This window comes from Patulibacter sp. (assembly GCF_030655195.1).
Lineage (GTDB): Bacteria > Actinomycetota > Thermoleophilia > Solirubrobacterales > Solirubrobacteraceae > Patulibacter.
This window is the reverse complement of the sequence record NZ_JAURWA010000024.1, coordinates 1-23115: the sequence shown is the minus strand read 5'-3', so window position 1 is coordinate 23115 and position 23115 is coordinate 1. Positions and strand designations below refer to the sequence as shown.

Annotated in this window: 21 protein-coding genes, 1 tRNA gene and 1 pseudogene; 7 read left to right on the top strand and 16 right to left on the bottom strand. The window is 73.0% G+C overall.

Going from position 1 to position 23115, the window contains the following annotated elements:
* Window position 1 precedes the first annotated feature (1 nt).
* The 9 genes from nuoI to Q7T67_RS02265 all read right to left on the bottom strand — a co-directional run bounded on the left by nuoI (window position 2) and on the right by Q7T67_RS02265 (window position 9331).
* Window positions 2–535 carry an NADH-quinone oxidoreductase subunit NuoI gene (gene nuoI / locus Q7T67_RS02305; RefSeq protein ID WP_304785717.1) on the bottom strand — a complete coding sequence of 178 codons (534 nt, stop codon included), beginning with the start codon at window positions 533–535 and terminating at the stop codon, window positions 2–4.
* Window positions 536–555: 20 nt separating this feature from the next.
* Window positions 556–1608, bottom strand: coding sequence for an NADH-quinone oxidoreductase subunit NuoH (gene nuoH / locus Q7T67_RS02300; RefSeq protein ID WP_304785716.1), 1053 nt, complete (start codon window positions 1606–1608; stop codon window positions 556–558).
* The gene (gene nuoG / locus Q7T67_RS02295) at window positions 1605–4106 is read right to left on the bottom strand and encodes an NADH-quinone oxidoreductase subunit NuoG (RefSeq protein WP_304785715.1); all 2502 of its coding nucleotides are present in this window, start codon (window positions 4104–4106) and stop codon (window positions 1605–1607) included. Before nuoG ends, nuoH begins: the two co-directional genes overlap by 4 nt.
* Window positions 4106–5425 (bottom strand): NADH-quinone oxidoreductase subunit NuoF, encoded by a 1320-nt coding sequence (gene nuoF, locus Q7T67_RS02290; RefSeq protein WP_304785714.1) that lies wholly within the window; start codon window positions 5423–5425, stop codon window positions 4106–4108. The genes nuoG and nuoF overlap by 1 nt, the downstream gene beginning before the upstream one ends.
* On the bottom strand, window positions 5422–6231 hold the full coding sequence (locus Q7T67_RS02285) for an NAD(P)H-dependent oxidoreductase subunit E (protein ID WP_304785713.1): 810 nt from the start codon (window positions 6229–6231) through the stop codon (window positions 5422–5424). The genes nuoF and Q7T67_RS02285 overlap by 4 nt, the downstream gene beginning before the upstream one ends.
* Window positions 6228–7469, bottom strand: coding sequence for an NADH dehydrogenase (quinone) subunit D (gene nuoD, locus Q7T67_RS02280; RefSeq protein ID WP_370695342.1), 1242 nt, complete (start codon window positions 7467–7469; stop codon window positions 6228–6230). Before nuoD ends, Q7T67_RS02285 begins: the two co-directional genes overlap by 4 nt.
* A 269-nt stretch (window positions 7470–7738) precedes the next feature.
* Window positions 7739–8248 carry an NADH-quinone oxidoreductase subunit C gene (locus tag Q7T67_RS02275; protein WP_304785711.1) on the bottom strand — a complete coding sequence of 170 codons (510 nt, stop codon included), beginning with the start codon at window positions 8246–8248 and terminating at the stop codon, window positions 7739–7741.
* On the bottom strand, window positions 8241–8975 hold the full coding sequence (locus Q7T67_RS02270) for an NADH-quinone oxidoreductase subunit B (protein ID WP_304785710.1): 735 nt from the start codon (window positions 8973–8975) through the stop codon (window positions 8241–8243). Before Q7T67_RS02270 ends, Q7T67_RS02275 begins: the two co-directional genes overlap by 8 nt.
* Window positions 8966–9331: an NADH-quinone oxidoreductase subunit A gene (locus Q7T67_RS02265; RefSeq protein ID WP_304785709.1), complete on the bottom strand. Its 366-nt coding sequence runs from the start codon at window positions 9329–9331 to the stop codon at window positions 8966–8968. The genes Q7T67_RS02270 and Q7T67_RS02265 overlap by 10 nt, the downstream gene beginning before the upstream one ends.
* A 1116-nt stretch (window positions 9332–10447) precedes the next feature.
* Here Q7T67_RS02265 and Q7T67_RS02260 point away from each other — a divergent pair.
* Window positions 10448–10900, top strand: a complete 453-nt coding sequence (locus tag Q7T67_RS02260) for a hypothetical protein (protein ID WP_304785708.1) — start codon at window positions 10448–10450, stop codon at window positions 10898–10900.
* A 346-nt stretch (window positions 10901–11246) separates the two neighbouring features.
* On the opposite strand, the gene Q7T67_RS02255 is transcribed toward Q7T67_RS02260, so the two are convergent.
* Window positions 11247–11771, bottom strand: a complete 525-nt coding sequence (locus Q7T67_RS02255) for a hypothetical protein (RefSeq protein WP_304785707.1) — start codon at window positions 11769–11771, stop codon at window positions 11247–11249.
* A gap of 73 nt (window positions 11772–11844) precedes the next feature.
* Here Q7T67_RS02255 and Q7T67_RS02250 point away from each other — a divergent pair, with 73 nt between their 5' ends.
* Entirely contained in the window at window positions 11845–12414 is a 570-nt protein-coding gene (locus Q7T67_RS02250) for a c-type cytochrome (RefSeq protein WP_304785706.1), read from the top strand.
* A gap of 181 nt (window positions 12415–12595) precedes the next feature.
* Here the strand turns inward: Q7T67_RS02250 and Q7T67_RS02245 are convergent, their stop codons facing one another.
* Window positions 12596–13366, bottom strand: a complete 771-nt coding sequence (locus Q7T67_RS02245; RefSeq protein WP_304785705.1) for an RNA methyltransferase — start codon at window positions 13364–13366, stop codon at window positions 12596–12598.
* 73 nt (window positions 13367–13439) lie between these two features.
* Here Q7T67_RS02245 and serS point away from each other — a divergent pair, with 73 nt between their 5' ends.
* Window positions 13440–14828 (top strand): serine--tRNA ligase, encoded by a 1389-nt coding sequence (serS, locus tag Q7T67_RS02240; RefSeq protein WP_304785704.1) that lies wholly within the window; start codon window positions 13440–13442, stop codon window positions 14826–14828.
* A gap of 110 nt (window positions 14829–14938) precedes the next feature.
* Here the strand turns inward: serS and Q7T67_RS02235 are convergent, their stop codons facing one another.
* Window positions 14939–15277 carry a DUF3817 domain-containing protein gene (locus Q7T67_RS02235; RefSeq protein ID WP_304785703.1) on the bottom strand — a complete coding sequence of 113 codons (339 nt, stop codon included), beginning with the start codon at window positions 15275–15277 and terminating at the stop codon, window positions 14939–14941.
* Window positions 15278–15492: 215 nt separating this feature from the next.
* On the opposite strand from Q7T67_RS02235, the gene Q7T67_RS02230 reads away from it, so the two are divergent.
* Entirely contained in the window at window positions 15493–17133 is a 1641-nt protein-coding gene (locus tag Q7T67_RS02230) for an acyl-CoA synthetase (RefSeq protein ID WP_304785702.1), read from the top strand.
* 188 nt (window positions 17134–17321) lie between these two features.
* On the opposite strand, the gene Q7T67_RS02225 is transcribed toward Q7T67_RS02230, so the two are convergent.
* The 4 genes from Q7T67_RS02225 to Q7T67_RS02210 form a co-directional block, all read right to left on the bottom strand.
* Window positions 17322–17681: a hypothetical protein gene (locus Q7T67_RS02225; protein WP_304785701.1), complete on the bottom strand. Its 360-nt coding sequence runs from the start codon at window positions 17679–17681 to the stop codon at window positions 17322–17324.
* A 240-nt stretch (window positions 17682–17921) separates the two neighbouring features.
* Window positions 17922–18009: transfer RNA gene (locus tag Q7T67_RS02220), tRNA-Ser, on the bottom strand.
* Between the two features lie 214 nt (window positions 18010–18223).
* The gene (locus Q7T67_RS02215) at window positions 18224–19537 is read right to left on the bottom strand and encodes a DUF445 domain-containing protein (protein WP_304785700.1); all 1314 of its coding nucleotides are present in this window, start codon (window positions 19535–19537) and stop codon (window positions 18224–18226) included.
* Window positions 19534–20457: a DUF4393 domain-containing protein gene (locus Q7T67_RS02210; protein ID WP_304785699.1), complete on the bottom strand. Its 924-nt coding sequence runs from the start codon at window positions 20455–20457 to the stop codon at window positions 19534–19536. The genes Q7T67_RS02215 and Q7T67_RS02210 overlap by 4 nt, the downstream gene beginning before the upstream one ends.
* 312 nt (window positions 20458–20769) lie before the next feature.
* Here Q7T67_RS02210 and Q7T67_RS21185 point away from each other — a divergent pair.
* From Q7T67_RS21185 to Q7T67_RS02200, 3 genes and pseudogenes are all read left to right on the top strand, one after another.
* Window positions 20770–21429, top strand: a pseudogene (locus tag Q7T67_RS21185) (exonuclease SbcCD subunit D); the annotation flags it as partial.
* 108 nt (window positions 21430–21537) lie between these two features.
* A complete protein-coding gene (locus tag Q7T67_RS21180) occupies window positions 21538–22296 on the top strand; it encodes an exonuclease SbcCD subunit D C-terminal domain-containing protein (protein ID WP_370695341.1) in 759 nt (252 codons plus the stop codon).
* Window positions 22296–23115 (top strand): SMC family ATPase (locus Q7T67_RS02200; RefSeq protein ID WP_304785697.1); only part of this gene is annotated, 820 nt, incomplete at its 3' end. The genes Q7T67_RS21180 and Q7T67_RS02200, both read left to right, overlap by 1 nt.

Below are 23115 nucleotides of genomic sequence, written 5' to 3'. Positions count from 1 at the left end.
ACTACTCCCCTTCCGCCCGCAGCGGCGTCCGGACCATCGGCTCCGCGAGGAGCATCTCCTTCGTGAAGATCAGATCGGAGCGGTTGTAGTCCGCCAGCTCGAAGTCGGAGCCCATCGTGATCGCGTCGAACGGGCAGGCGATCTCGCAGTAGCCGCAGAAGATGCAGCGGCTCATGTTGATCTCGTAGACCGCCGCGTAGCGCTCGCCGCCGGAGACGCGGTTCTCGTCGGTGTTCTCGGCCGCCACGACGCGGATGCAGTCCGCCGGGCAGGCCGCGGCGCAGAGCGAGCAGCCGACGCACTTCTCGAGGCCGGTGTCCTCGAACTTGTGGAGCTTGTGCCGGCCGCGCCAGCGCGGGTACACCGGGATCTTCTCCTCGGGGTACTCCACGGTGTGGGTGCCTTCGACCACGCGCATGAACGAGGTCTTCAGGCCGCGGAGCGTCTCGCCGAAGACGCGGTACGCGCCACCGAGCCCACCGGGCTCGGGGCCGCGGGCCACCTCGACGACGTCGCTGTCGGGATTCCAGGTCATACGTGCCTCCGGGGTCCGGACTAGGACCAGGGCGCGACGACGAACAGGGCCGTCACGAGGGCGTTGAGGGTGGCGAGGGGGAGCAGGATCTTCCACCCGAAGGACATCAGCTGGTCGTACCGCAGCCGCGGCAGCGTCGCGCGGATCCAGATGATCACCGACACGACGACGAGCGTCTTGGCGAGCACGACGAACGGATCGATGAAGCCGGGGGCACCCTGCCAGAACGGGATGTGCCAGCCGCCGAGGAACAGCGTCGAGAACATCGCGCCGGCGACGATCAGGTGCACGTACTCCGCGACGTAGTACAGGGCGAACCGGCCGCCGCCGTACTCCGTCATGAAGCCGCCGACCAGCTCGGAGTCGGCCTCGAGCAGGTCGAACGGCGTGCGGTTGATCTCCGCCAGCGTCGCGACGAAGAAGATGAACGCGCCGACGATCTGCGGGACGAGGAACCAGACGTGCTGGTCGCCCTGCTGGTCCACGATCGCCGACAGCGACAGCGAGCCGGTCGTCATCACGACGCCGAGGAGCGCGAGACCCTGGGCCGCCTCGTACGAGATCAGCTGGGCCGCGCCGCGCATCGCGCCGAGGAACGAGTACTTCGAGACCGACGACCAGCCGCCGAGCAGGATGCCGTACGAGCCGATCGCGGAGAACGCGAAGAAGATCAGCAGGCCGATCTCGGAGTCCAGCCCGTACAGGCCGACCGGCGTGCCGAAGATGTCCTGCGGCCGGTTGGAGAACGGGATCAGCGGCATCGTCGCCAGCGCGGCGACCATGGAGATGATCGGGGCGGCCACGAACAGCCAGCCGATGGCGCCGCGCGGCTTGAACTGCTCCTTGAAGAGCAGCTTGCCGATGTCGGCCAGCGGCTGCATGGAGCCGTAGACGCCGACGCGGTTGGGTCCTGGGCGGTTCTGGAACCTGCCCAGCAGCTTGCGCTCGTAGAGGAGGACCAGCGGGACCAGGGAGAACCCGATCGCGAAGATCAGGAACGCCTTGATGAGCTGCGCCCACCAGGGCTCGGCGTAGTTGACTGCGCCCAGTGGGGCGGCGACGAGAGCCGTCATGCGCTCTCCACCGTCACCATCGACGGGACGGTGGCTTCGGTGCTCTGGAGCGCCGAGGCGCTCTGGTCGCCGAGACCCGTCTCGAGGAAGACGCTGCCGCGCGGGGACGCGGTGCGCAGGTGCGCGGTGGCCGAGACCGACGTGCCGTCCGCCGTCACCGTGACGCGCTGGCCGTGGCGGATGCCCCGGTCGGCGGCGTCGTCGGGGTTCAGCTCGGCGCGCTGCTTCGGCGCCAGGAACTTCAGCGCCGGCGCGTGGGCGACCTCGGGCGAGGACCACACCGACCGGAAGCTGCCCAGGCGCAGGGCGCCGTTGGGCGACGCGGCGGCGACGGGTGCGACGAGCGAGAACGGACCGGAGTCGCCGGCGGGGAAGGCGTCGGACGCCTCGCGCTCCTGCCAGCGGATCCCGAAGCCACCGATCTCGTCGTGCGTGATGCCGGCGTAGAACGGCACCGCCTCGGCGATCTCGCTCGTGATCATCATCGACGTCAGCGCGGTGGCGCGGCCGCCGAGCGCGGTGATCAGGTGCGAGAGCACCTGCCACGTCGGCAGCGTGCCCTCCGGCTTGCCGACCGCGGGACGCAGGCGCTGGAGGCGGCCGTCGGGGTGGGTGACGGTGCCCTCCTTCTCGGCGCCGGCCTCGGACGGGAAGACGACGTCGGCGTGCTCGAGCACGCCCTCGGTCAGGAACGACGCGTGGGCGACGACGCCCGTCGCGGCGGCCAGCCCGGCCTCCCACAAGGCGCGGTCGGGGTACGACGCGACCGGGTCGACGTGCAGCAGGTGCAGCGCCCGGACCTCGCCGGCGGCCGCGGCGACCGCGATCTCGCGCGACGAGCGACCGACCTGCGCCGGCTCGCTGTAGCCGGGGCCGACGTTCGGCAGGACGCCGAGCTCGCGCAGCCCGCGGGCGTTCATGCCGGTGGGCACCTGCAGGAGACCGGCACCGCGGCGGCCGTCGAGCAGCCCCAGGCGGCCCGAGGCCTTCAGCAGGGCGCGCGCGGCGTTGGCGCCGACCTCGGGGTCGGCGGCGTGCGTCAGGCGCTCGCCCCAGACCACGACGACGTCCTCGCCGGCCTCGCGGAGCATGCGCCCCAGGGCCTCGACGGCCTCGCGGTCCGCTCCGGCGGCCGCGGCCAGGCCGGCGACGTCGCCGACACCGCCGACGGCGGCGTCCAGCGCGCAGACGAAGGCCTCCCCCGCGCCCGGCGCGAACCGGACGGAGAGCTCGGCGTTGGGGTCCAGCGCCGACGGGCGGCTGGTGGCGACGGCGAGGCGGACGCCGTTGCGCCGCACGCCCTTGCGCAGGCGCAGGTCGAGCACCGGCATGTCGTCGACGGGCTCGGTGTCGAGCACGAGCACCGCGTGGGCCCACTCGAGGTCGGCCACCGTGGCCTGCGCCTCGGGGGCGTCCAGCGCGGCCTGCAGGCCGGCCGACAGCACGCCGGCGGGACGCGAGTCGAAGTCCCGGGAGCCGACGACCTCGGTCATCAGGCGGCGCAGGAGCCAGCCGTCCTCGTTGGACGAGCCGCCCCCCGCGAGCGCCCCGACGCGACCGTCGGCCGCGTCGATGATGTCGACGGCGGTCGACAGCGCCCGGTCCCAGCTGGACGGCACGAGCCGGCCGTTCTCGCGGACCATCGGGCCCTGGACGCGCTCGTCGACGTAGGTCGACTGGTACGCGAAGCGCCCGCGGTCGCAGAGCCAGCCGTCGTCGACGTCGTCGTTCTGGCGGTTGAGGACGCGGACGACCCGGTCGTCGCGCACGGTGTAGGAGACGTTGCACTGCCCGGGGCAGAGCGTGCAGACCGACCCGGACTGCTCGATGTCCCACGGGCGGGCGCGGAAGCGGTAGGCCTGGCTCGTCAGCGCGCCGACGGGGCAGAGCTCCATGATGTTGCCGGAGAACGGGGCGACGTACGGGTGGCCGTCGAACGTGCCGACGAAGGTGTCGGCGCCACGCTCGTGCAGGACGAGCTGGTAGTCCTCGGAGACCTCCTGCGAGAACCGCACGCAGCGGTAGCAGAGGATGCAGCGCTCGCGGTCGATCGCGATCAGCGGCGACAGCTCCACCGGCTTCTGGAAGTGGCGCTTGGGCTCGACGAAGCGGCTCTCGCCACGTCCCCAGCCGAAGGAGATGTCCTGCAGCGGGCACTCGCCGCCCTTGTCGCAGACCGGGCAGTCCAGCGGGTGGTTCAGCAGCAGGAACTCGACGACGGACTCCTGCGCGGCCTTCACGCGGGGGTTCTGCGTGTCGACGACCATGCCGTCGCGGACCGGCGTGGAGCACGCGGTCTGGAGCTTCGGGATGCCCTCGATCTCGACGAGGCACATGCGGCACGCGCCGACCGGAGCGCCGAGCTTGGGCTCGTAGCAGAAGACCGGGATGTCGACGTCGCCCAGCTTGGCGGCGTCGGCGAGCATCGTGCCGGCGGGCGCCTCGACCTCGCGGCCGTCGACGGTGAACGTGATCTGGTCGATCTCGGGACGCGGCATCAGTCGGCGGCGATTCCTTGGAGGACGTTGCCCGGGGCGTCGAGCTCGGCGAGCAGACGAGCCTCGTTGGCCGCGCGCGCCTGCTCGATGTGGGCCTCGAAGTGCGGGCGGAACTTGGTGACCATGGACGCGACCGGCATCGCCATCGCGTCGCCGAGCACGCACAGGCAGTTGCCCATGATCTGCTCGCAGACGGAGGAGATGACGTCGAGGTCCATCGGCGTGGCCTCGCCGGACTGGATGCGCTTGAGCATCTTCGTGGTCCAGCTCGTGCCCTCGCGACACGGGGTGCACTTGCCGCAGCTCTCGTGCTTGTAGAAGCTCGCCGTCTTCACGGCGATGTCGACGACGGAGTTGCCGTCGTGGGCGACGATGATCGCGCCGGAGCCGAGCATCGTCTTCGCACCCGCGAGCGAGTCGTAGTCGTACGGCAGGTCCAGGTCGTCCTTCGTCAGGACCGGCGAGGACGAGCCGCCGGGGAACCAGAGGAGGACCTCGCGGTCGTCCTCGATGCCGCCGGCGAGGCCGTAGATGATGTCCCGGCCCGTCATGCCCATCTCGATCTCGTAGTTGCCCGGGCGCTTGACATTGCCCGAGACGGAGATGAGCTTGGTGCCGGAGGACTTCTCGACCCCCATGGCCGCGTACGCCTCGGCGCCGACCTTGAGGATGTAGGTGATCGCCGTCAGGGTCTCGACGTTGTTGATCAGCGTCGGCCCCTGGTAGAGGCCCTGGTTGGCCGGGAACGGCGGCTTCAGGCGCGGGTTGCCACGACGGCCCTCGAGCGCGTCGAGCAGGCCGGTCTCCTCGCCGCAGATGTAGGCGCCGGCACCGCGGTGGACCCACATGTCGAGCTCGACGCCGCGGCCCATGACGTCCGGTCCGAGGTACCCGGCCGCCTTGGCCTCCTCGATCGCCTTCTCGAGGATCTCCGCCTGCTGGACGTACTCGCCGCGGATGAAGATGAACGCCTTGTTCGCCCCCACGGCGTAGGCCGCGATGATCATCCCCTCGATGAGGGAGTGGGGGTTCTTCTGCATGAGCTCGCGGTCCTTGAAGGTCCCCGGCTCCGACTCGTCCGCGTTGCAGACGAGGAACTTGTCCATCTTGCCCTGCGGGATGAACGACGCCTTCAGGCCCGTCGGGAACCCGGCGCCGCCACGGCCGCGCAGGCCGGAGTCCTTCAGCGAGCTGATGATCGAGTCGCGGGCCATGGCGAGCGCCTGCTCGGCCATCAGGTAGCCGCCGCGCCGCTTGTAGACCTCGATGGTGCTGAGGCCGGGCTCGTCGATGTCCTGGAAGAGGAGGTGGTTGGTCATGCGGAACGTCCTCCGTCGAGGGAGACGGGATCGAGGGTTCCCGAGTCGAGCGACGCACGGGCGACGTCGTCCGAGTTGGCGGCGACGTCGGCGACGCGCCGGCGGACGAGCTGCTTGCCGGGCAGCGGGTCCTGGGCCGAGATGATCTGACGGGCGAGCTCGGGGACCTCGTCGGCGTCGATCGGCCCGACGTACGTGCCGTTGACGGAGCACATCGGCGCGATGTCGCAGGCGCCGAGGCACTCGAAGCCCCGGATGTTGACGTCCGGGTGGTCGCCGATCTCGCCCTTGAGCGAGGCGAGCAGGTCGTCCGCGCCGCGCAGCGAGCACGAGATGTTGGTGCAGACGTAGACCGTCTGACGACCGACCTCGGTGCCCTCGAGCATGTCGTAGAAGCCGACGACCGCGGTCAGGTACGCCGGGGTCAGGCGCATCACGCAGGCGACCTGCTCGACCGCCTGCGGCGAGCACCAGCCGTGCACGCGCTGGGCGGCGGCGAGCGCCGGGATCGCGGCGGACCGGGAGTCCGGGTACCGCGACATGAAGTCCTCGATCTCGGCGCGCAGCGCCGCGGGGACCTCGACCTGCGCGGGGTCCGGCACGCCGGCCGGGTCCTTCGTCAGGTCCGTGGCGCCGTGCTGGCCGGGGACGCGGGAGCCGCCGTCGAAGCGGACGACCTCCTGCGTGAGGTCCGCACCGTCCGGGAGCTCCGGCATGTACGCGCGGCGCGGGCCGGCGGGCGACGGGGCGCCCTCGCGGACGAGCTCGCGCTCGTTGGGGTCGAGCGGGTCGCGGCGGATGGTCATCGGTCGATGCCTCCGAGGAGCGGATCGAGACACGCGAGCGTGGCGATCATGTCGGCGATGTACTCGCCGCGGGCCATGTCGCCGAACGCCTGCAGGTTGACGAACGAGGGGTCGCGCATGTGCACGCGCGCCGGCTTGCTGGAGCCGTCGGAGCGGACGAAGCAGCCGAGCTCGCCGCGCGGGCCCTCGATCGGGTAGTACGACTCGCCCTCGGGGACGCGCATGCCCTCCGTCACCAGCTTGAAGTGGTGGATCAGCGCCTCCATCGAGGTGGCGAGCTCGTGGCGCGGCGGCAGCGCGACCTTGCGGTCGCCGGTGATGACCGGGCCCTCGGGCAGGCCGTCCAGCGCCTGCTGGATGATCTTCACCGACTCGCGCATCTCGGCGATGCGCACCGCGTAGCGGTCGTAGTTGTCGCCGACCGTGCCGACCGGGATCTTGAAGTCGAAGTCGTCGTAGCTCGAGTACGGCTGCGCCTTGCGCAGGTCCCACGGCACGCCGGCGGCGCGCAGCAGCGGACCGGACACGCCCCAGGCCTGCAGGCTCTCGGCGTCGAGCACCCCGACGTCCTTCAGGCGCTGCAGGATGATCTCGTTCTTCGAGAGCATCGCCTCGTACTGGTCCAGACGCGTGGGCATCTCGTCCAGGAAGCGCTGGAGCTTGTCCGCCCAGCCGGCCGGGATGTCGTCCGCGACACCACCGATCTGGAAGTAGCGCGTGTGCATGCGCTGGCCCGACGAGTACTCGAAGAGGTCGAGCACCGTCTCGCGCTCGCGGAACGCGTACCAGAGGATCGAGATCGCACCGAGGTCCAGCATCGTCGTGCCGAGCCACACGAGGTGGCTCATGATGCGGTTGAGCTCCAGGTGGATGACCCGCAGGTACTGGGCGCGCTTGGGGACCTCGACGCCGAGGAGGTCCTCGACGGCGCCGCAGTACGCCATGGCGTTGAAGTAGTACGCCAGGTAGTCCATCCGCTCGACGACGGGGATGGCCTTCCAGTACGCCTTGTCCTCGGCGGTCTTCTCGATGCCGGTGTGCAGGTAGCCGATGATCGGCTTGACGTCGCGGATGACCTCGCCCTCGAGCGTGGTCAACAGGCGCAGCACGCCGTGGGTCGCCGGGTGGTGCGGCCCCATGTTGATCGTCAGGAGCTCGGTCTCGTCCTGCGTGGCGACCGCGCCGAGCTGGGAGGAGAAGTCGATGGTCGCCTCGTCGGCGCGGTAGCGCTTGGCGATCGTCTCCCAGTCCTCCTCGCGCTCCTTCAGCGCGGTGGCCGTCGGCGCGCCGGTCGAGGCGCCCTCGGGGTCGGCGGACGTGGAGCGTCCCCCGCCCTCGTCGGGCTGGCCGGGCGTCGAGGCGGACGGCGTCGTGGCCGACGTCTCGTCCGCGACGCGGGCACCGCGCTCGCGCTCGGTGGTGCTGGCGTCCGAGTCGTGCTCGCGATCCGCCGAGGCGGCGCTGCCGTCCTCGGGGACGGGCCCGTCGCGCTTGTCGTCGTCGGAGCTCACTTCCACCACCCCGGGTTGCGCTGCTCGTTGCCGGTGAAGAGGATCGGCTCGCCACCGATCGGGAAGTCCCGCCGCTGCGGGTGACCGAGGTAGTCCTCGGGCAGCAGGATGCGACGCATGTCGGGGTGGCCCTCGAAGACGATGCCGAACATGTCGAACGCCTCGCGCTCCTGGAAGCTCGCGGTCGGCCACTTCGGCGTGACCGACGGCACCCGCGGGGCGGACAGCGGCACGCGCACCTTCACGGCGACGCGGTCCTGGTGCTCGTACGACAGCAGCTCGTAGAGGACGCCGAAGCGGGGCTCGTCCGGGTAGTAGTCGAGCGCGTGCAGCGACATCAGGTGCGTGTAGCCCTGGGACCGCAGCCGCTCGAGGGTCTCGCCGATGACGTCGGGCCGGACCTGGATCTCGGCGCGACGCCCGCGGTGGTGCGTGGTGACGACGGCGTCATCGCCGACGGCGCCGACGATGCCGACGAGGCGCTCGAACGCGGCGAGGTCAGGCACGCGCGTCCTGCTCCCGCGACTCGAGCTCCGCGGCCTTGCCCGCGCGATCCTCGAGCTCGGTGAGGCTCCAGGGCTTCGTCTCCTCCGTGCCGTGGGCGCGGTACCGGTCGCGCCAGGCCATCGTCGGGTCGTCCTGGATCATCTTGCGGAGCTTGAGGATCCCGTAGACGACGGCCTCGGGGCGCGGCGGGCAGCCCGGGATGTGGACGTCGACGGGCATGAACTTGTCCGCCGGGACGATCGCGTAGTTGTTGAAGACGCCCATCGACGAGGAGCAGGCGCCCATCGCGATGGCGTACTTCGGCTCGAGCATCTGGTCGTAGATGCGGCGGACGACCGGCGCCATCTTCATCGAGACGCGGCCGGCCAGGATGATCATGTCCGCCTGGCGCGGCGTGGCCCGCATGGCCTCGGAGCCGAAGCGCGACAGGTCCATGCGCGAGCCGACGAGCGAGATCATCTCGATCGAGCAGCAGGCCAGGCCGAAGGTCAGCGGGAAGATCGAGTTGCCCTGCGCCCAGTGGGCGGCCTTGTCGAGCGTCGTCGTGACGATGGAGTCGCGGACGTGCTGCTCGAGGTCGTCGCCCTCGAGCTCGCCGCGGAGGAGGTCCCGGGCGCGCAGCTGGCGCGCGCGGAACGCGTCCTTGTCGCCGGGCTGCAGCGCGTGCGGGGACGCGGCCGCCGGGCCGATCCCGGCCTCCGCCTTGCCGTGCCTGATCACTTCCATTCGAGAGCACCCCTCCGCCACACGTAGATGAGCGCCACCATGAGCAGCACGATGAACACGGCCGTCTCGATGAGGGCGAAGGTGCCGAACGCCTTCAGCTCCACCGCGATCGGATAGAGGAAGACCACCTCGATGTCGAACAGCAGGAAGAGCATCGCGATCAGGTAGAAGCTGATCCCGAAGCGGAAGCCCTGCTGGACGTCGGACGGCAGTCCGCTCTCGTACGCATCGTCGTGGACCGTCGTCGGCCGCCGCTTGAAGCGCGGACCGAGGAACGAGTTCGCCGCGACGAAGAGCGCACCCACGCCCGTCGAGAGCACGAGGAACACCAAGAGCGGGAGATACGACCGGAGCACCGCCTCCTGTTCTACCAGTTGTGGCGGGCGCTTCTTGAGGTTCGGTGACCCTCACTTTTAGCTGCTCGTAACGTCCTGCACGAAGTCCCGGTCGACTTTGCACCATCGGTTGCGAGCCGGGGTGCGCGGTGTCACGAGCGTGTCACGAGCGGCGTCGGCGCGGGTCGGAGGGGCCCGCCGCGGGGTGTCGGCGGATCGGGCGTTCCGGTGGTCGGTGTACGCCGGGTCGGTGGTGGGGTGCGGCGGGCGGGGTGTCGGCGGGCCGGGTGTTGTCGGGCGGGGTGTCGGCGGGCGGGGCGTCGGCGGGCGGGGCAGTCGGTGCGGCATCAGACGGGATGGCCAGGACGCGCAGCCCGGGCGGATGCGAGGTGGGACGCCCGGGTCGAGGGCCGGGTCGTGCGCGTCGCGGTCGGCGTGCGAGCCGGTTCCGGGTGGACGTCCTGGTCGGCGGCCATGGCGAGCAGGGCATGTGGCAGGTGACGCGACGGGCGCGGTCGTGGCAGGCGGCGCGAATCGTCGGATCGTCCACCTGACCGACGGGGGTCGAGCCGCGACGGTCGGCGGGGTTCCGGACCGGGCGGGCCGGACGGGACGGCCCGGCCGACACGTCCGGGCGCGACGGCCCCCGCCGCGTTCCGATCCGAGATCCCTCGGCGCGCGTCCTCGGACCACGGCTCCGGTGCGGTCCGGTCGCCGCCGCGCGTTCCCGGGAAACGCTCGCGTGGATCGCATTCCTGGAACACGACGACGGGGCAGGCGCGGCGGAGCGCCGCGGTACCGGAAGGTGCTCCCAGGCATCGGATTCCTGGAACACGACGACGGGGCAGCTGAGGCGGAGCGTCTCGTTACCCGGAACGTGCACCCAGGCATCGCTTTCCTGGAACACGACGACGGCGCGGCCGCGGCGGAGCGCCGCGGTACCCGGAACGTGCACCCAGGCACCGCATTCCTGGAACACGACGGCGGCCGGCCGACCGCGGCATCGCGCTGCCCGAAACGTGCACCCCGGTACCACGCTCCCGGAGCACCGGACCGCAGGGGCCCGACCCGGCGGCGGCCGGACCCTGTCCGTCCTTCCGGCCGTCTCCCCGTCGCCCGTGCGACGATCCGCGACGGATGTCCTCGGTCGCACTCGTCGTCTCCCTCGTCGTCGGCGTCGTCGCGCTCGCCTCCGGGGCCTGGGGAGCGCTGCTCTGGTGGCGCTTCGACGCGCGCGGCAGCTACTGGATCGCGGTGCGGACCACCCAGGTGGGCGCCCTCGCGCTCGCGGTCACGGCCGGTGTGGTGTGGGTCTCCGGCGAGGAGCCCACGAGCTGGCTGTTCTGGCTCTACTCGCTGATGCCGGTCGCGATCTCGCTCGTGGCGGAGCAGCTCCGGCTGATCGCCGCCGAGCAGGTGCTCGAGCGCCGCGGCCTCGACGGGGCGGCCGACGTCGCCCTGCTCGACGACGCGGGGCAGCGCGGGGTGGTCCGGGAGATCGTCCGCCGCGAGATCGGCGTGATGGCCAGCGCGGCCTTCGTTATCGCGTTCCTCGCCCTGCGGGTCACCGTGGAGCGCGGCGGCCTCTGACGCGCGCCGCGTCCGGCGCCCGGGAGGCCGCGGGAACGCCGGCCGCGGGCAGTCCGGCCGCTTCCGCGTCGCCACACGGCCGACGGCCTCGCGCCCGGAAGCGGTCGCTCCGACCACCTCGCGCCCGGAAGCGGCGTGGGTCCTGAAGATGACTCACCCCCGGCACCGGCCAATTGGTTGCCGCCGTCAAAGACCAGTCGCGGGCATCAAGTGCAGATGCGAGAGGGTCTTCGTGGCCGGCACCGGGGGGCGATGACCTGTTTCGCCCCCGCGCGACGGGTTCCTTCCCGGGATCTCGAAAAGTTCTCGCCCGGCGTCCGGCGCTCGCCGCGGCGCCCGCGTCCGCTCAGCCGTCCTCGCCGCCGGCCGGCGCGTCCGCCGGGTCCTCGCGGCGGCGGCCCGGCTCCGGGGTGCAGTCGGGCTCGGGGCCGGTGACCTTCAGGTCGGCCACCATGCCCAGGTCCTCCTCGCCCGCCTGACCGCTGATGATCCGGTAGTCGCCCGGACCCAGGCAGATCGCGATCATCTCGCGGCGGACGTCCCCCGGCTTCAGCGGCGGGCGATCGGAGGCGGCGAAGCGCGCCCGTCGGTTGCCGCGCTTGTCGTCGTCGGAGACGATCCGGAGGCTGTGGACGAGGCGGCCGGTGTTCTCCGCGTCGATCACGAGACGCCCCGCCGGCATCACGAGGTTGCGCGGGGTGATCGAGTACTCCGTCAGGTCCAGCCGGACCTCGCCGTCCTCGATCTCGCGCTCGGGGCCGGTGTTGCACCCGGCCTGCACCAGGAGGACGGCGACCACGAGGACGACGAGCCCGATCAGGACCCAACGGAGGTCGTGAACGGGGTCCACGGTGCGGTCCCGGCCGGGCATCGGGGGCACTATCGCTCATCGACGCGTGGGGGCGCGCCTCGAGGAGGACCCTCTCGTCTAGGATCCAGCGCACATGCAGCGTCGAGCCCTCACGACCCTGGGTGCCCTGGTGGCAGCCCTCGTCCTCGCCTCCTGCGGGTCCGAGTCGGTCCAGACCAACATCGACAACGGACCACTCAAGGGGGAGAAGGACCCAGTCGTGCTCAAGGGCGCGAACCTCTTCGCCGAGCGGTGCTCGGGATGCCACACCCTCGCGGTGGCCGGCACGCAGGGCGGCGCCTACGCGATCAAGGATCGCGAGCGCACCGACGGCCCGAACTTCGACCTCCGCGCGGAGTCGAAGGGCTCGGTCCTCTACGCCCTCCACAACGGCGGCTACTCGGGCGCGATCATGCCCGCGAACATCGCGGTCGGCGACGACGCCGAGGCGATCGCCGAGTTCCTCTGCAAGTACACCGGCCTCAAGGCCAAGGCCTCCTCGAGCCCCGCCAAGCGCCCGACGCCCGCCCAGCGCTGCGCCGACACCGGTCCGCCGAAGGCCGGCAACGCCGAGAAATCCCCCGCCGGCTCGGGCGTGGCCGACACCGAAGACTCGGGCGCGCAGAGCAGCAACCCGTCGCAGGGCACCGACACGGGGCAGTAGCCCCGGGGCCGGCTCGCCGGCCTCCCGCAGGACTTCCCGGAGGGGCGGCACGTGCCGCCCCTTCGTCGTTCTCGGGACGCCGTCAGGTCGGATCCGCGGCGGCCGGGATCCGTGAGCGGTCGCCCGCGGTCCGACGGCGGCCGGGAGCGGCGCCGGGGCGCCCGCCGGCCGCTCCGGACCCTCAGCCCCGCCGGGCGATCTCGAACGCGACCAGCGTCGTCGCGCACGCCACGTTGAGCGACTCGACGCCCCCAGGCATCGGCACCGACGTCCACGAGTGCGCGAACGCGGCGGACTGCTCCGAGGCGCCCTCGTGCTCGCCGCCGACCAGGAAGGCGATGCGGTCGGGCAGGTCGAGCTCCCACAACGACGTCTCCGCGCCCGCGTCGAGACCGACGATCGCGAAGCCCGCGTCCGTCAGCTCCGAGAGGGCGCCCGGGGCGTCGGAGGTGCGGAGGATCGGGGACGAGAACGCCGTCCCGGCCGACGCCTTGACGACCTGCGGGCCGATCGCGGCGGTGCCGCGGCGGGGCACCACGATGCCGTCGATGCCCGCGGCGGTCGCCGAACGGATGATCAGGCCCAGGTTGCCCGGCGTCGTGACGCCGTCGACGACGAGCAGGCGCTGCTTGCGGGACGGGTCGCGAGTCAGCTCGTCCAGGCGATCGGTGAGCGCCCCCATCTCGGGGGCGACCACGTCGGCGACGACGCCCTGGTCCTGCCGGCCGTTGCCCGAGATCAGCGACACGCGGTGCGCCGAGGTCTCGCGGACGTCCACCCCGCGCTCGGTGGCGGACTTCTTCACCTCGCTGGTCACCGCCCCGCCCATCTCGGCGATCGTCACGCCCGCGACCTCGAGCTTCGGGTCGCGCAACGCCTCGAGCACCGCACGACGGCCGTAGACGGTGATGCAGCGGTCGCGCCGCTGGCCGGGATCCATGGACGGAGGCATCGCCGTGGAGGGTACGGGCGGGAGCGGGGACGAGCGCGCGGCCCCTGCGGCCTGCGGGCTACCCTTGCCCGCGATGCTCGATCTGAAGGCCCTGCGCCGCGATCCCGACGCCGCCCGTGCCGCCCTCGCCCGTCGCGGGGGCACGGACGCCGAGGCGTTCGACGCCGTCCTCGAGCTCGACGAACGCCGCCGCGAGCTGCTGCCCCAGCTCGAGACCCTGCGGGCCGAGCAGAACGCCGCCAACGGCGCGATCGCGCAGGCGAAGAAGGCCGCGAAGGCGTCGGGCGACCAGACCGAGGCCGACGCCGCGGTCGCCGCGATGCGCGACGTCTCCGCCCGGGCCAAGGCGATCCAGGAGGAGCTCGCGAGCGTCGAGTCCGGGCTCGCCGACCAGCAGGCGCGCCTGCCCAACCTCCCCCACGCCGATGCCCCGCCACAGGACACGGTGCTGCGGACGATCGGCGAGCCGCGGATCGACGGCCTGGGCGCCCGCCCCGCCGCGGCCGGCAGCGTCGCCGCACCGGCCCGCCCGGGCGCCCCCACGGAGGACGGCCCCGCGACGGTCGAGGTCGCCGCTCCCGCCACCGAGCCGAAGGACCACCTCGAGCTCGCCGGCGCCCACCGCGTCGACATGGAGCGCGGCGCGAGGCTCTCCGGCTCGCGATTCGCGTACCTGCGCGGCGACCTCGTCTTCCTCGAGCTCGCGCTCGTCCAGTGGGCGCTGTCGAAGCTGCGCGACAAGGGGCACGAGGCCGTCATCCCGCCCGTCCTGGTGCGCGAGGACGCGCTCTACGGCACCGGCTTCCTGCCCGACACGGAGCAGCAGATCTACGCGCTGCCCGGCGACGACCTCTACCTCGTCGGCACCAGCGAGGTCGCCCTGGCCTCGATGCACGCCGGCGAGATCCTCGAGGTCGCCGAGCTGCCGCTGCGCTATGCCGGCTTCTCGCCGTGCTTCCGTCGCGAGGCCGGCGCCGCCGGGGCCAGCGACCGCGGGCTCTTCCGCGTGCACCAGTTCGACAAGGTCGAGATGTTCTCGTTCGTCCCGCCCGAGGACGCCGAGGAGGAGCACGCGCGTCTCCTGGCCATCGAGGAGGAGATCCTCACCGACCTGGGCATCCCGTACCAGGTGGTCGACATCGCGGTCGACGATCTCGGGGCCTCGGCCGCCCGCAAGTTCGACTGCGAGGCGTGGTTGCCGTCGCAGGGGCAGTACCGCGAGCTGACGTCGACGTCGAACACGACGGACTTCCAGGCCCGGCGCCTGGGCACCCGCCTGAAGGACTCCCGCCCGGAGTCCGCCCGCAAGCCGGAGCCGCTGGCGACGCTGAACGGCACCGCGGTCGCGGTCGGCCGCACGATCATCGCCCTGCTCGAGCACGGACAGCGCGAGGACGGCACGATCGTGCTGCCCGAGTGCCTCGCGCCGTTCGGCGCGCCGCGGGTGCTGCCGGCGGCGTAGGTCCGGAGCCTCGTCGCCCGCGGACGGCGGCGGCCCCTCGGTGTCGTCGGGTGGCGTCCCTCCACGGGACGGACCTCGACGACCGGCCCGGCCTCCCGGCCCGCGGTCGCTCAGGCGTCGGTCGACGGCGCCGCCTTGGCGTCGAGCTCCCGGCGGATCAGGAGGTCGGGGACGATCACCAGCGCCGCGATGCCGGCGATGACGACCGCGACCGGGTACTTCATGTTCCAGCGGCCCTGGCGGGCGCCGATGAACGCGATGCCGACGAGGACGAGGAAGAGCAGGCCGTGCGTCATGCCCAGCGGGGCGACGAACGAGTCCGAGTCGATGATTCCGAACTTGCCCGCCAGCAGGACGATCAGCATCACGAAGTCGATCGTCGCCAGCACGAACATCGCCGAGAGGATCTTGCGGGTGCGGGGCGAGTCGGTCTGCGAGACGTCGAACATGGTGCGAAGGGTACGAGGCCGGGGCCGCCGGCGGTCGCCCCGCGTCACACGACCGGCTCAGGTGCGGCGCCGCGTGCCGCACCCGTCGGCGGAGCACCGGGACGAGCGGCGGCGCGCCACCGGCGACGCCCCCGACGCCACTCCGACCGAGCGGCGACGCGCCACGTCGTCGGGTCCCGCGACCCCCGCCCGAGCGCGTGTGGGAGGGTCAGGGCATGACCTCCGACGCCCGGTACGACGAGCTCGTCGCGAACCACTCCTGGAACGTCCCCGAGCGCTTCAACGTCGCCGCCGAGGTGTGCGACAAGTGGCCCGACGACAAGCTGGCGATGGTCCACGAGGGCCCCGACGGGACGATCCGCGAGGTCCTCTGGAAGGAGCAGCGCGAGCTGTCCAACCGCTTCGCGAACCTCGCCACGCAGCACGGCATCGGTCGCGAGGACGTCGTCGCGATGCTCGTGCCGCCGCGCCCCGAGGCGGCCGCCGCGTTCCTGGGCACCTACAAGGCCGGCGCGATCCTGCTGGCGATGTCGGTGCTCTACGGCGAGGAGGGCATCCGCCACCGCATCCGCGACTCCGGTGCCCGGCTGGTCGTCACGGACGAGGCCCACCGCGAGCAGATCGCCAAGGCGATCACCGGCCTCGAGGGCTGGGACGCGGGCGGTGGCGCGGACGGTCTGCCCGGCTCGGCCGACCACACCATGCTGATCCTCACCGCCGAGCTGCTCGACGGCGCCTCCCCGGACTTCGAGACCGTCGACACCGCGTCCGACGACCCGGCGCAGCTCTTCTACACCTCAGGCACCACCGGTCTGGCGAAGGGCATCCTGCACGCCCACCGCTTCGTCCTCGGGCACGAGGAGTTCGAGTACTGCCACGAGGTGCAGGACGGCGAGCGCTTCCGGTCGATGAGCGAGTGGGCGTGGGCCGCGGGGCTGAACCCGTTGCTCGGTGCCTGGCGGACCGGGGCGACGCACTACGTGCTGGAGCGCGAGGGCGGCTTCGCCCCCGAGGCCGAGCTCGACTTCCAGAGCCGCCACCAGATCACGAACCTCTTCACGACCCCCACGGCGATGCGCTCGCTGATGGCCGTGCAGGACGCCGGGTCGCGCTTCCCGATCCCGCTGCGCCGCGCGTGCTCGGCCGGCGAGCCGCTGAACCCCGAGGCGATCAAGTGGTTCCGCGAGCAGTTCGGCGTCACCGTCATGGACTTCTACGGGCTGTCGGAGGGCTACCCGCTCTGCGCGAACTTCCCGTGGATGGAGGTCCGAGAGGGCTCGATGGGCAAGGTCATGCCGGGCTGGGACGTGGCGATCCTCGACGAGGACGAGAAGCCCGTCGCCGTCGACGAGCGCGGCGAGATCTGCTGGCGTCGCGAGTCCTCCCCCACCTGGCCGCTGCGGTTCTGGAACAACCCCGAGGCCACGGAGGAGACCTTCGGCGGGGAGTGGTTCCACACGAAGGACGCCGCCCGCATGGACGCCGACGGGTACGTCTGGTTCGAGGGCCGCGCCGACGACGTGATCCTCACCGCCGGCTACCGCGTCGGCCCGTTCGAGGTCGAGTCCGCCTGCCTCGAGCACCCCGCGGTCAAGGAGGCCGCGGCGGTGGCGAAGCCCGACGAGCGCCGCGGCTGGATCGTCAAGGCGTTCGTCGTCGCGGCGGCCGGCCACGAGCCGAGCGACGAGCTCGGCAAGGAGATCTCCTCCTTCGTCCGCGACAACCACTCCAAGTACGCCTACCCCCGCGAGGTGGAGTTCGTGGAGGACCTGCCCAAGACGCTGACGGGCAAGATCCGCCGCATCGAGCTGCGGGCGATGGAGGAGGAGCGGGCGAAGGGGGCGGCGGCGGACTGAGGCCGCGCGCCCGGGTGCGCCGGCGGCGGGGCGACGCCGGCGGGTGCGGGCCGGAGCGCCGCGTACCGGCCCGACCGCTACTGTCCCTCGGGTCGCGCGGACTCGCCTCCGTTCGGCCGTGCTCCGGGGCGCTCACACGCCGCCGGGGCGTTGTCGTTCCCGGGCGTGTCCGCCCGGCGACCGCCGGCCTACGGGTGGTAGGTCCAGACGATGCGGCGCGTGCCCCTGCGGCAGTCGAAGTGCCCCGTCCCGTCCGGGTCGCCCGCCGTGGTCTGGATCGACCTCATCCGGCAGCGGTAGCCGCGGAGGGTGAAGCGGGCGCCCTGGTCGCCCTCGCCCTGTGCGCGCTGCCAGGCCTTCGCCTGGGTGCGGCCCTCGCGGCACGAGACACCGTGGACCTTGAGCGTGCGGGCGACGCCGTCGGGCGACGAGCAGCGCGTGAACGGCGTGGCGGCCGACGCCGGCGCGGCGACCGCGCCACCGAGCGCGAGCGCGGCGATCGTCGCGACGCCTGACGCGGCGATCCGGGAGATGGACTGGTGCTTCACGGGACGTGACTCCTCGACTGCGGACCTGGGACGGGGCAGCCTAGCCGGTCGCGGGCCACCGTGACGAACACCGTTCACCAGGGCCGCCGACGCGGCGGTGCGGCGGCGCCCCGGCCGACGGTGGGGCGCCGCGGACGGCGGGCGTCGAACGAGCGGCACTTGCCACGGACGACGGGCACGGGACGGGCGGGGACGCGTCACGGACGACGGGCCGCGACAGCGCCCGTCGCCCCGTGCAGGCGGAGGGGAGGGGATTCGAACCCCTGGACCGGGGTGACCGGCCTCCAGTTTTCAAGACTGGCGCAATCGTCCACTCTGCCACCCCTCCGTGGCGCGCCGGAGCGCAGCCCAAGGGTAGTGCGCATCCCCGCCGCATGGGGTGGTTCCCGCGGGGCCCGCCCGCCGGACGGGCGACGTCGCCGGGGGCGCGCCGACGCTCGACGGCGTACGCGCGGAGCCCGGTCCTGACGGGGCCCGCACGTCGTCGCGCCGCCGAGCCCCGGCCGGGCCGTCCCCCCGGGTCCGGCCCGGGTCCGGCCCGGTCAGCCGAAGATCGCCAGGTGCAGCAGCCCGGCGCCGAAGCCCAGGACGGCGCCGTGGAGGAAGAGCAGCCACTCGTCCTCCTTCATCGCCGTGCGCAGCATCTCGACGAAGTCCGCCGGCGGCATCTCGCGCATGCGGGTCGAGACCAGCGTCCGGATCCGCTCGCCCTGGACGCGGTTGAACTCCGGGTCGCGCAGCGGCGTCAGCGTGTAGTCGACGGCCTCGACGGCGACGGAGTCCCGGATCGCGTCGTAGCTCTTGCCGCCCATGATCAGGCGCACCGCCGTCCGGGCCGGCCCGGTCGCGCGGTCGACGGCGGGGCGCAGCGCATCCTCGATCATCCGCCTCGTGGTGTCCGAGCGCGGGCCGTGCAGGAGCTCGTCGCCGATGCCGGCGAGCGTCAGGATCTCCCGCGAGATGACGGTGGAGTAGATCTCCGCCGCCTCGGCCTGCCGGCGGAGGAACAGGCCCTGCACCTTCACGCCGAGGATCCGGCGCGGCTCGATCGGCTCGAAGATCATCCAGATGCCGACGAGGTTGGTCGCCCAGCCGACGAACGTGCCCATGATCGGCAGGACGAACCAGTACGGGATCGCCTCCGTGATCAGCACGACCGGGAACCCCAGGAAGAACGCGAAGACGAAGCCGAAGTTCACCATGAACCGCAGCTCCCGCCGCCCCGTCTCCTGGAAGATCTGGTTGGCGAGCTCGGGCCGGTCCTCGAGGGCGCGGATGACCATCAGCTTGACGTCGAGCAGCTGGTCGATGTGCTCGCCGATCTGCTCCGTCACGTCGCGGACGATGTCGGGCAGCTGGTTGCGGACGCGGGTGTGGATCGCCTCGCGGACCTGCGGCGGCAGGTCGTGCCAGAGCCGCGGGTGCTCGCGCTCCATGATCCGCTCGACGAGCGGGCGCAGGTCCTGCTCGACCGAGGCGATCATGTGCTCGGCGATCTTGTCCGGCTCGAGCTGCTGGTAGAAGTCCGCCGCGTTGCCGAGCTTGGAGATGCCCTTGTCGACGGCGATCGACCCCATCTTCGCCGCGCGCGACGGGATGATCCCCTGCCAGCCGATGCCGCCGTGCATGACGCCGGGGATCTGCTGGACCTTGCGCGGCGAGAGCTTCACGAAGAAGCGCATGCCGGGGACCCGCACCCCCTTGAACTCCAGGGGGTTGAAGAGCATCCAGACGGCGGACCAGTTCGTGATGTAGCCGATCGCCCCCATGAACAGCGGGACGGTGATGATCTCCTGCAGGTGCAGCTCGAGGCCGAGGAGATGGATGCTGGCCAGCAGCGACGCCCCGGCGCTCACGACGTCCGCCCGGGCCCGGCGGGGCGACCGCGGCGGCCGAACGGGCCCTCGGCGCGCGGCGTGTCCTGCGCGGGCACGGGGCCGGAGGCCTCCCGGGCCAGCCCGCCGGTGGGCTCCGCCGGGACGCCGCGCGAGCTCGTGCTGGCCAGACCGGCCTGATCGATCGCGTCGCGCGAGCCGACGCCGAGCGGCAGGCAGACGCGGCAGAAGTCGTCGCCGAACGGGGTCAGCGCGATCGAGCGGCGCACCACCCGGGACGCGCGGCCGGCGCGCTTCATCGCGTCCCCGACCTCGGGCTGGGCCTCGAGGACCTGGTAACCGCGCAGGTCGTGCAGCTCCTCGTGCGAGAACCAGATCAGGCCGAGGCGGAAGAGGTTGTTCAGGTACGAGGGCACGCGCTCGACGTAGCGGCAGCCCGCCTCCGCGCCGATGACGGTGAGCCCGGCGGCGATCATCTCCGAGCCGATGCGCAGCGGCCGGCCCGTGCGCACGTCGACGGCGGGCTGCGCGCCCTTCGTCGCCATCAGGCGCAGGATGCGCGCCTCGTCGGGGGTCAGCTCGTCGAGGATCCGGCCGTAGGCGGGATGCGTGGACTCCTCGAACCGCACGTCGGCGGCCTGGGCGAGCAGCCCGGCGCCACGGGCCAGCAGGACGTCGCCCGGCTCGGGCTCCGGCTCGGCCTCGTGCCCGTGCGTGCCGCCCGGGCCGACCGGTCCGGTGGCCTGGGGTCCGCCGGAGGACCAGGCGCGGCCGGCCTCGGTCACCCGCTCGGGGACCATCCGCATGACGCGGCGCTCGACCTCGTCGACGCCGAGCATCCGGCGGGCGGTGTGGCGGGCCTGGTCGGCGGCCTCCTCGGCCACCTTCAGCGCGACGCCGCCGAACGGCAGGCGGCGCGCGATCCCGACGCCGGTGCGCACGGAGGTGCGGGCGCCCCAGGACGCGGCCTGGATCGAGCCGCGCGTCGCGATGCGCGCGACGCCGGGCAGGGCGTCGATCGCCGAGGGCTCCCGGGGTGACGCTGGGCCGTCGTGGTCGTTGTCCGGGAAGGCGGAGATACGCGCGATCGTAGGGGAACCGCCGACACCGCGGCAACACGTGCAGACGCCCGGCCGCCGCCGGCGCGGAGGGGCTCCTACCGCGGGTCGAAAGCGGCCCCGCCGCCCGGACGACGGGAGCGTGGGGCGGACGGCCCACCGTCGTCCGGGGCTGCGCGTACCGTCGTCGATCCGATGCGGCTCCTGCACACCGCCGACTGGCACCTCGGGCGGACCCTCCACCGCCTCCCGCTGCTCGACGCGCAGCGCGCGGTCGTCGACCACCTCGTCGACGTCGCCCGCGCCGAGCGGGTCGACGTCGTGCTCGTCGCCGGCGACGTCTTCGATCGCGCGCTGCCGCCGGTGGAGGCCGTCCGGGTGGCGGGCGACGCCCTGCGCCGCCTGGCCGAGGTCGCCCCCGTCGTCGTCGTGTCGGGCAACCACGACTCCGCCGGCCGGCTGGGCTTCGCGGCCGAGCTGATCGCCGCCGGCGGCGTCCACCTGCGGACGGACCCGCTGACGTCGGGCGACCCGCTCGTCCTCCGGGACGAGCACGGGCCCGTCGCCATCTACGGCCTCCCCTACCTCGACCCTGATCTCGCCCGCGGACCCCTCGGCGTCGAGGAGCGATCGCACGAGGCGGTCGTCGGGGCGGCGATGGACCTCGTCCGCGCGGACCTCGCCGGGCGCGACGGGGCGCGGGCCGTCGTCGTCGCCCACGCCTTCGTCCAGGGCGGCGAGGCCTCGGAGTCCGAGCGCGACATCTCGGTCGGCGGCGCGGAGACCGTCCCGGCGTCGCTCTTCGCGGGCGCTGACTACGTCGCCCTCGGTCACCTGCACCGGCCGCACGCGGTCAGGGCCGGCGGCGGCGGCGGCGCGACGGGCGGGAGTGCGGCGACGGGCGGCGAGGCGGCGGGCGGCGAGGCGACGACCGGCAACGATGCGACGGCCGACAGCGGGGCGATGGCCGGTGACCGCGGATCGCTCCGGGCCGGCCCGGAGGTCCCGTCGGTGCCCCCGACGCCCGCCGACGCGGTCTCGGCCGAGGCGCAGGTCGAGCTGGGCGGACTCTTCGCGCTGCCGCTCGAGGACGCCCCGTCCGAGGAGACCCGGCCGGGTGCCGGGTCGGCCGGCGACCCCGGACCCGGGCCGGACGTCGCGTCGGACCCCGACCCCGGCCCCGACGCGTCCTCCGGGACCCCCGCCCTCGCCGGGCCCGACGTCCCGACCGACCACCCCGGCGCCGTCCGCTACGCCGGCTCCCCCCTCCCCTACTCCTTCACCGAGGCCGACGCCACGAAGACGACCGCGATCGTCGACCTGGCCGCGGACGGGTCGAGCACCGTGCGGTTCGTGCCGGTGCCCGCCCCGTTCCGGCTCGTGCGCCTGCGCGGGCCCCTCGAGGAGCTCCTCGCCGACGCGACGCTGAACGAGCACGAGACGGCCGACGCGTGGGTCGAGGTCGTCCTCACCGACGCCCTGCTGCCGGCCCGCCCGATGGAGCGCCTGCGGGCGCGGTTCCCCCAGGTGCTCGTCCTGCAGCACGCCCCCGACGGGGAGCTCTCCGCCGCCACGGTCGCGCGGGACCGGATCCGGGGCCGCAGCGACCTCGAGGTCCTCGAGGCGTTCGTGGCCGACGTGCGCGGCGAGCCCGCCGGGGCCGACGACGTGCCGCTGCTGCAGGCCGCCGCCGAGTCCGTCCACCGCGGCGAGGACGACTGATGCGCCTGCACCGGCTGACCCTCGAGGCGTTCGGGCCCTTCGGCGGGCGCGAGGAGGTCGACTTCGACGCGCTGTCGTCGTCGGGCCTGTTCCTGCTCTCCGGGCCGACGGGCGCGGGCAAGACGAGCGTCCTGGACGCCGTCTGCTTCGCGCTCTTCGGCGAGGTCCCCGGCGCCCGCGGCGAGGGCCGGCTGGGCAGCGACCACCGCGCGCCCGACGCGACGCCCCGTGTCGTCCTCGAGGCGACCCTGGGCGGCCGGCGCGTCCGGGTGACCCGCTCGCCGAAGCACGAGCGGCCCCCGCTGCGGGGTGGTGGGGCCCCGGTGCTCGAGGGTGCCACGGCCAAGCTCGAGATCGCCGACGGGGACGGGTGGACGGCGGTCGCCGCCAAGATCCCCGACGTCCGGCACGAGCTCGACCCGCTGCTGGGCATGACCGCCGAGCAGTTCCTGCAGGTCGTGATGCTGCCGCAGGGCGCGTTCGCGACGTTCCTGCGCGCCGACGCGAAGGCCCGGCAGCAGGTGCTGGAGCGGCTGTTCGACGCGGAGCGCTTCTCGAAGATCGAGTACTGGCTGCAGGACCGGGCGCGCGAGGCCCGGGCCGGCGTGCAGGCCGCCCGCGTCGACGCCGACCGATCCCTGTCGGCCGCCGCGGGCGCCTGGAAGGCCGAGGACGAGGTGCCCCTGCTCTCCGGCGACGCCGCGTCCACCGTCGACGAGGTCCGCGCGTGGATCGCGGCGGAGCAGGCGCGGACCGCCACCGCCGAGGCCGAGGCCGAGGCCGCCCGCGCCGTCGCGGACGCCGAACGGGTGCAGGCCG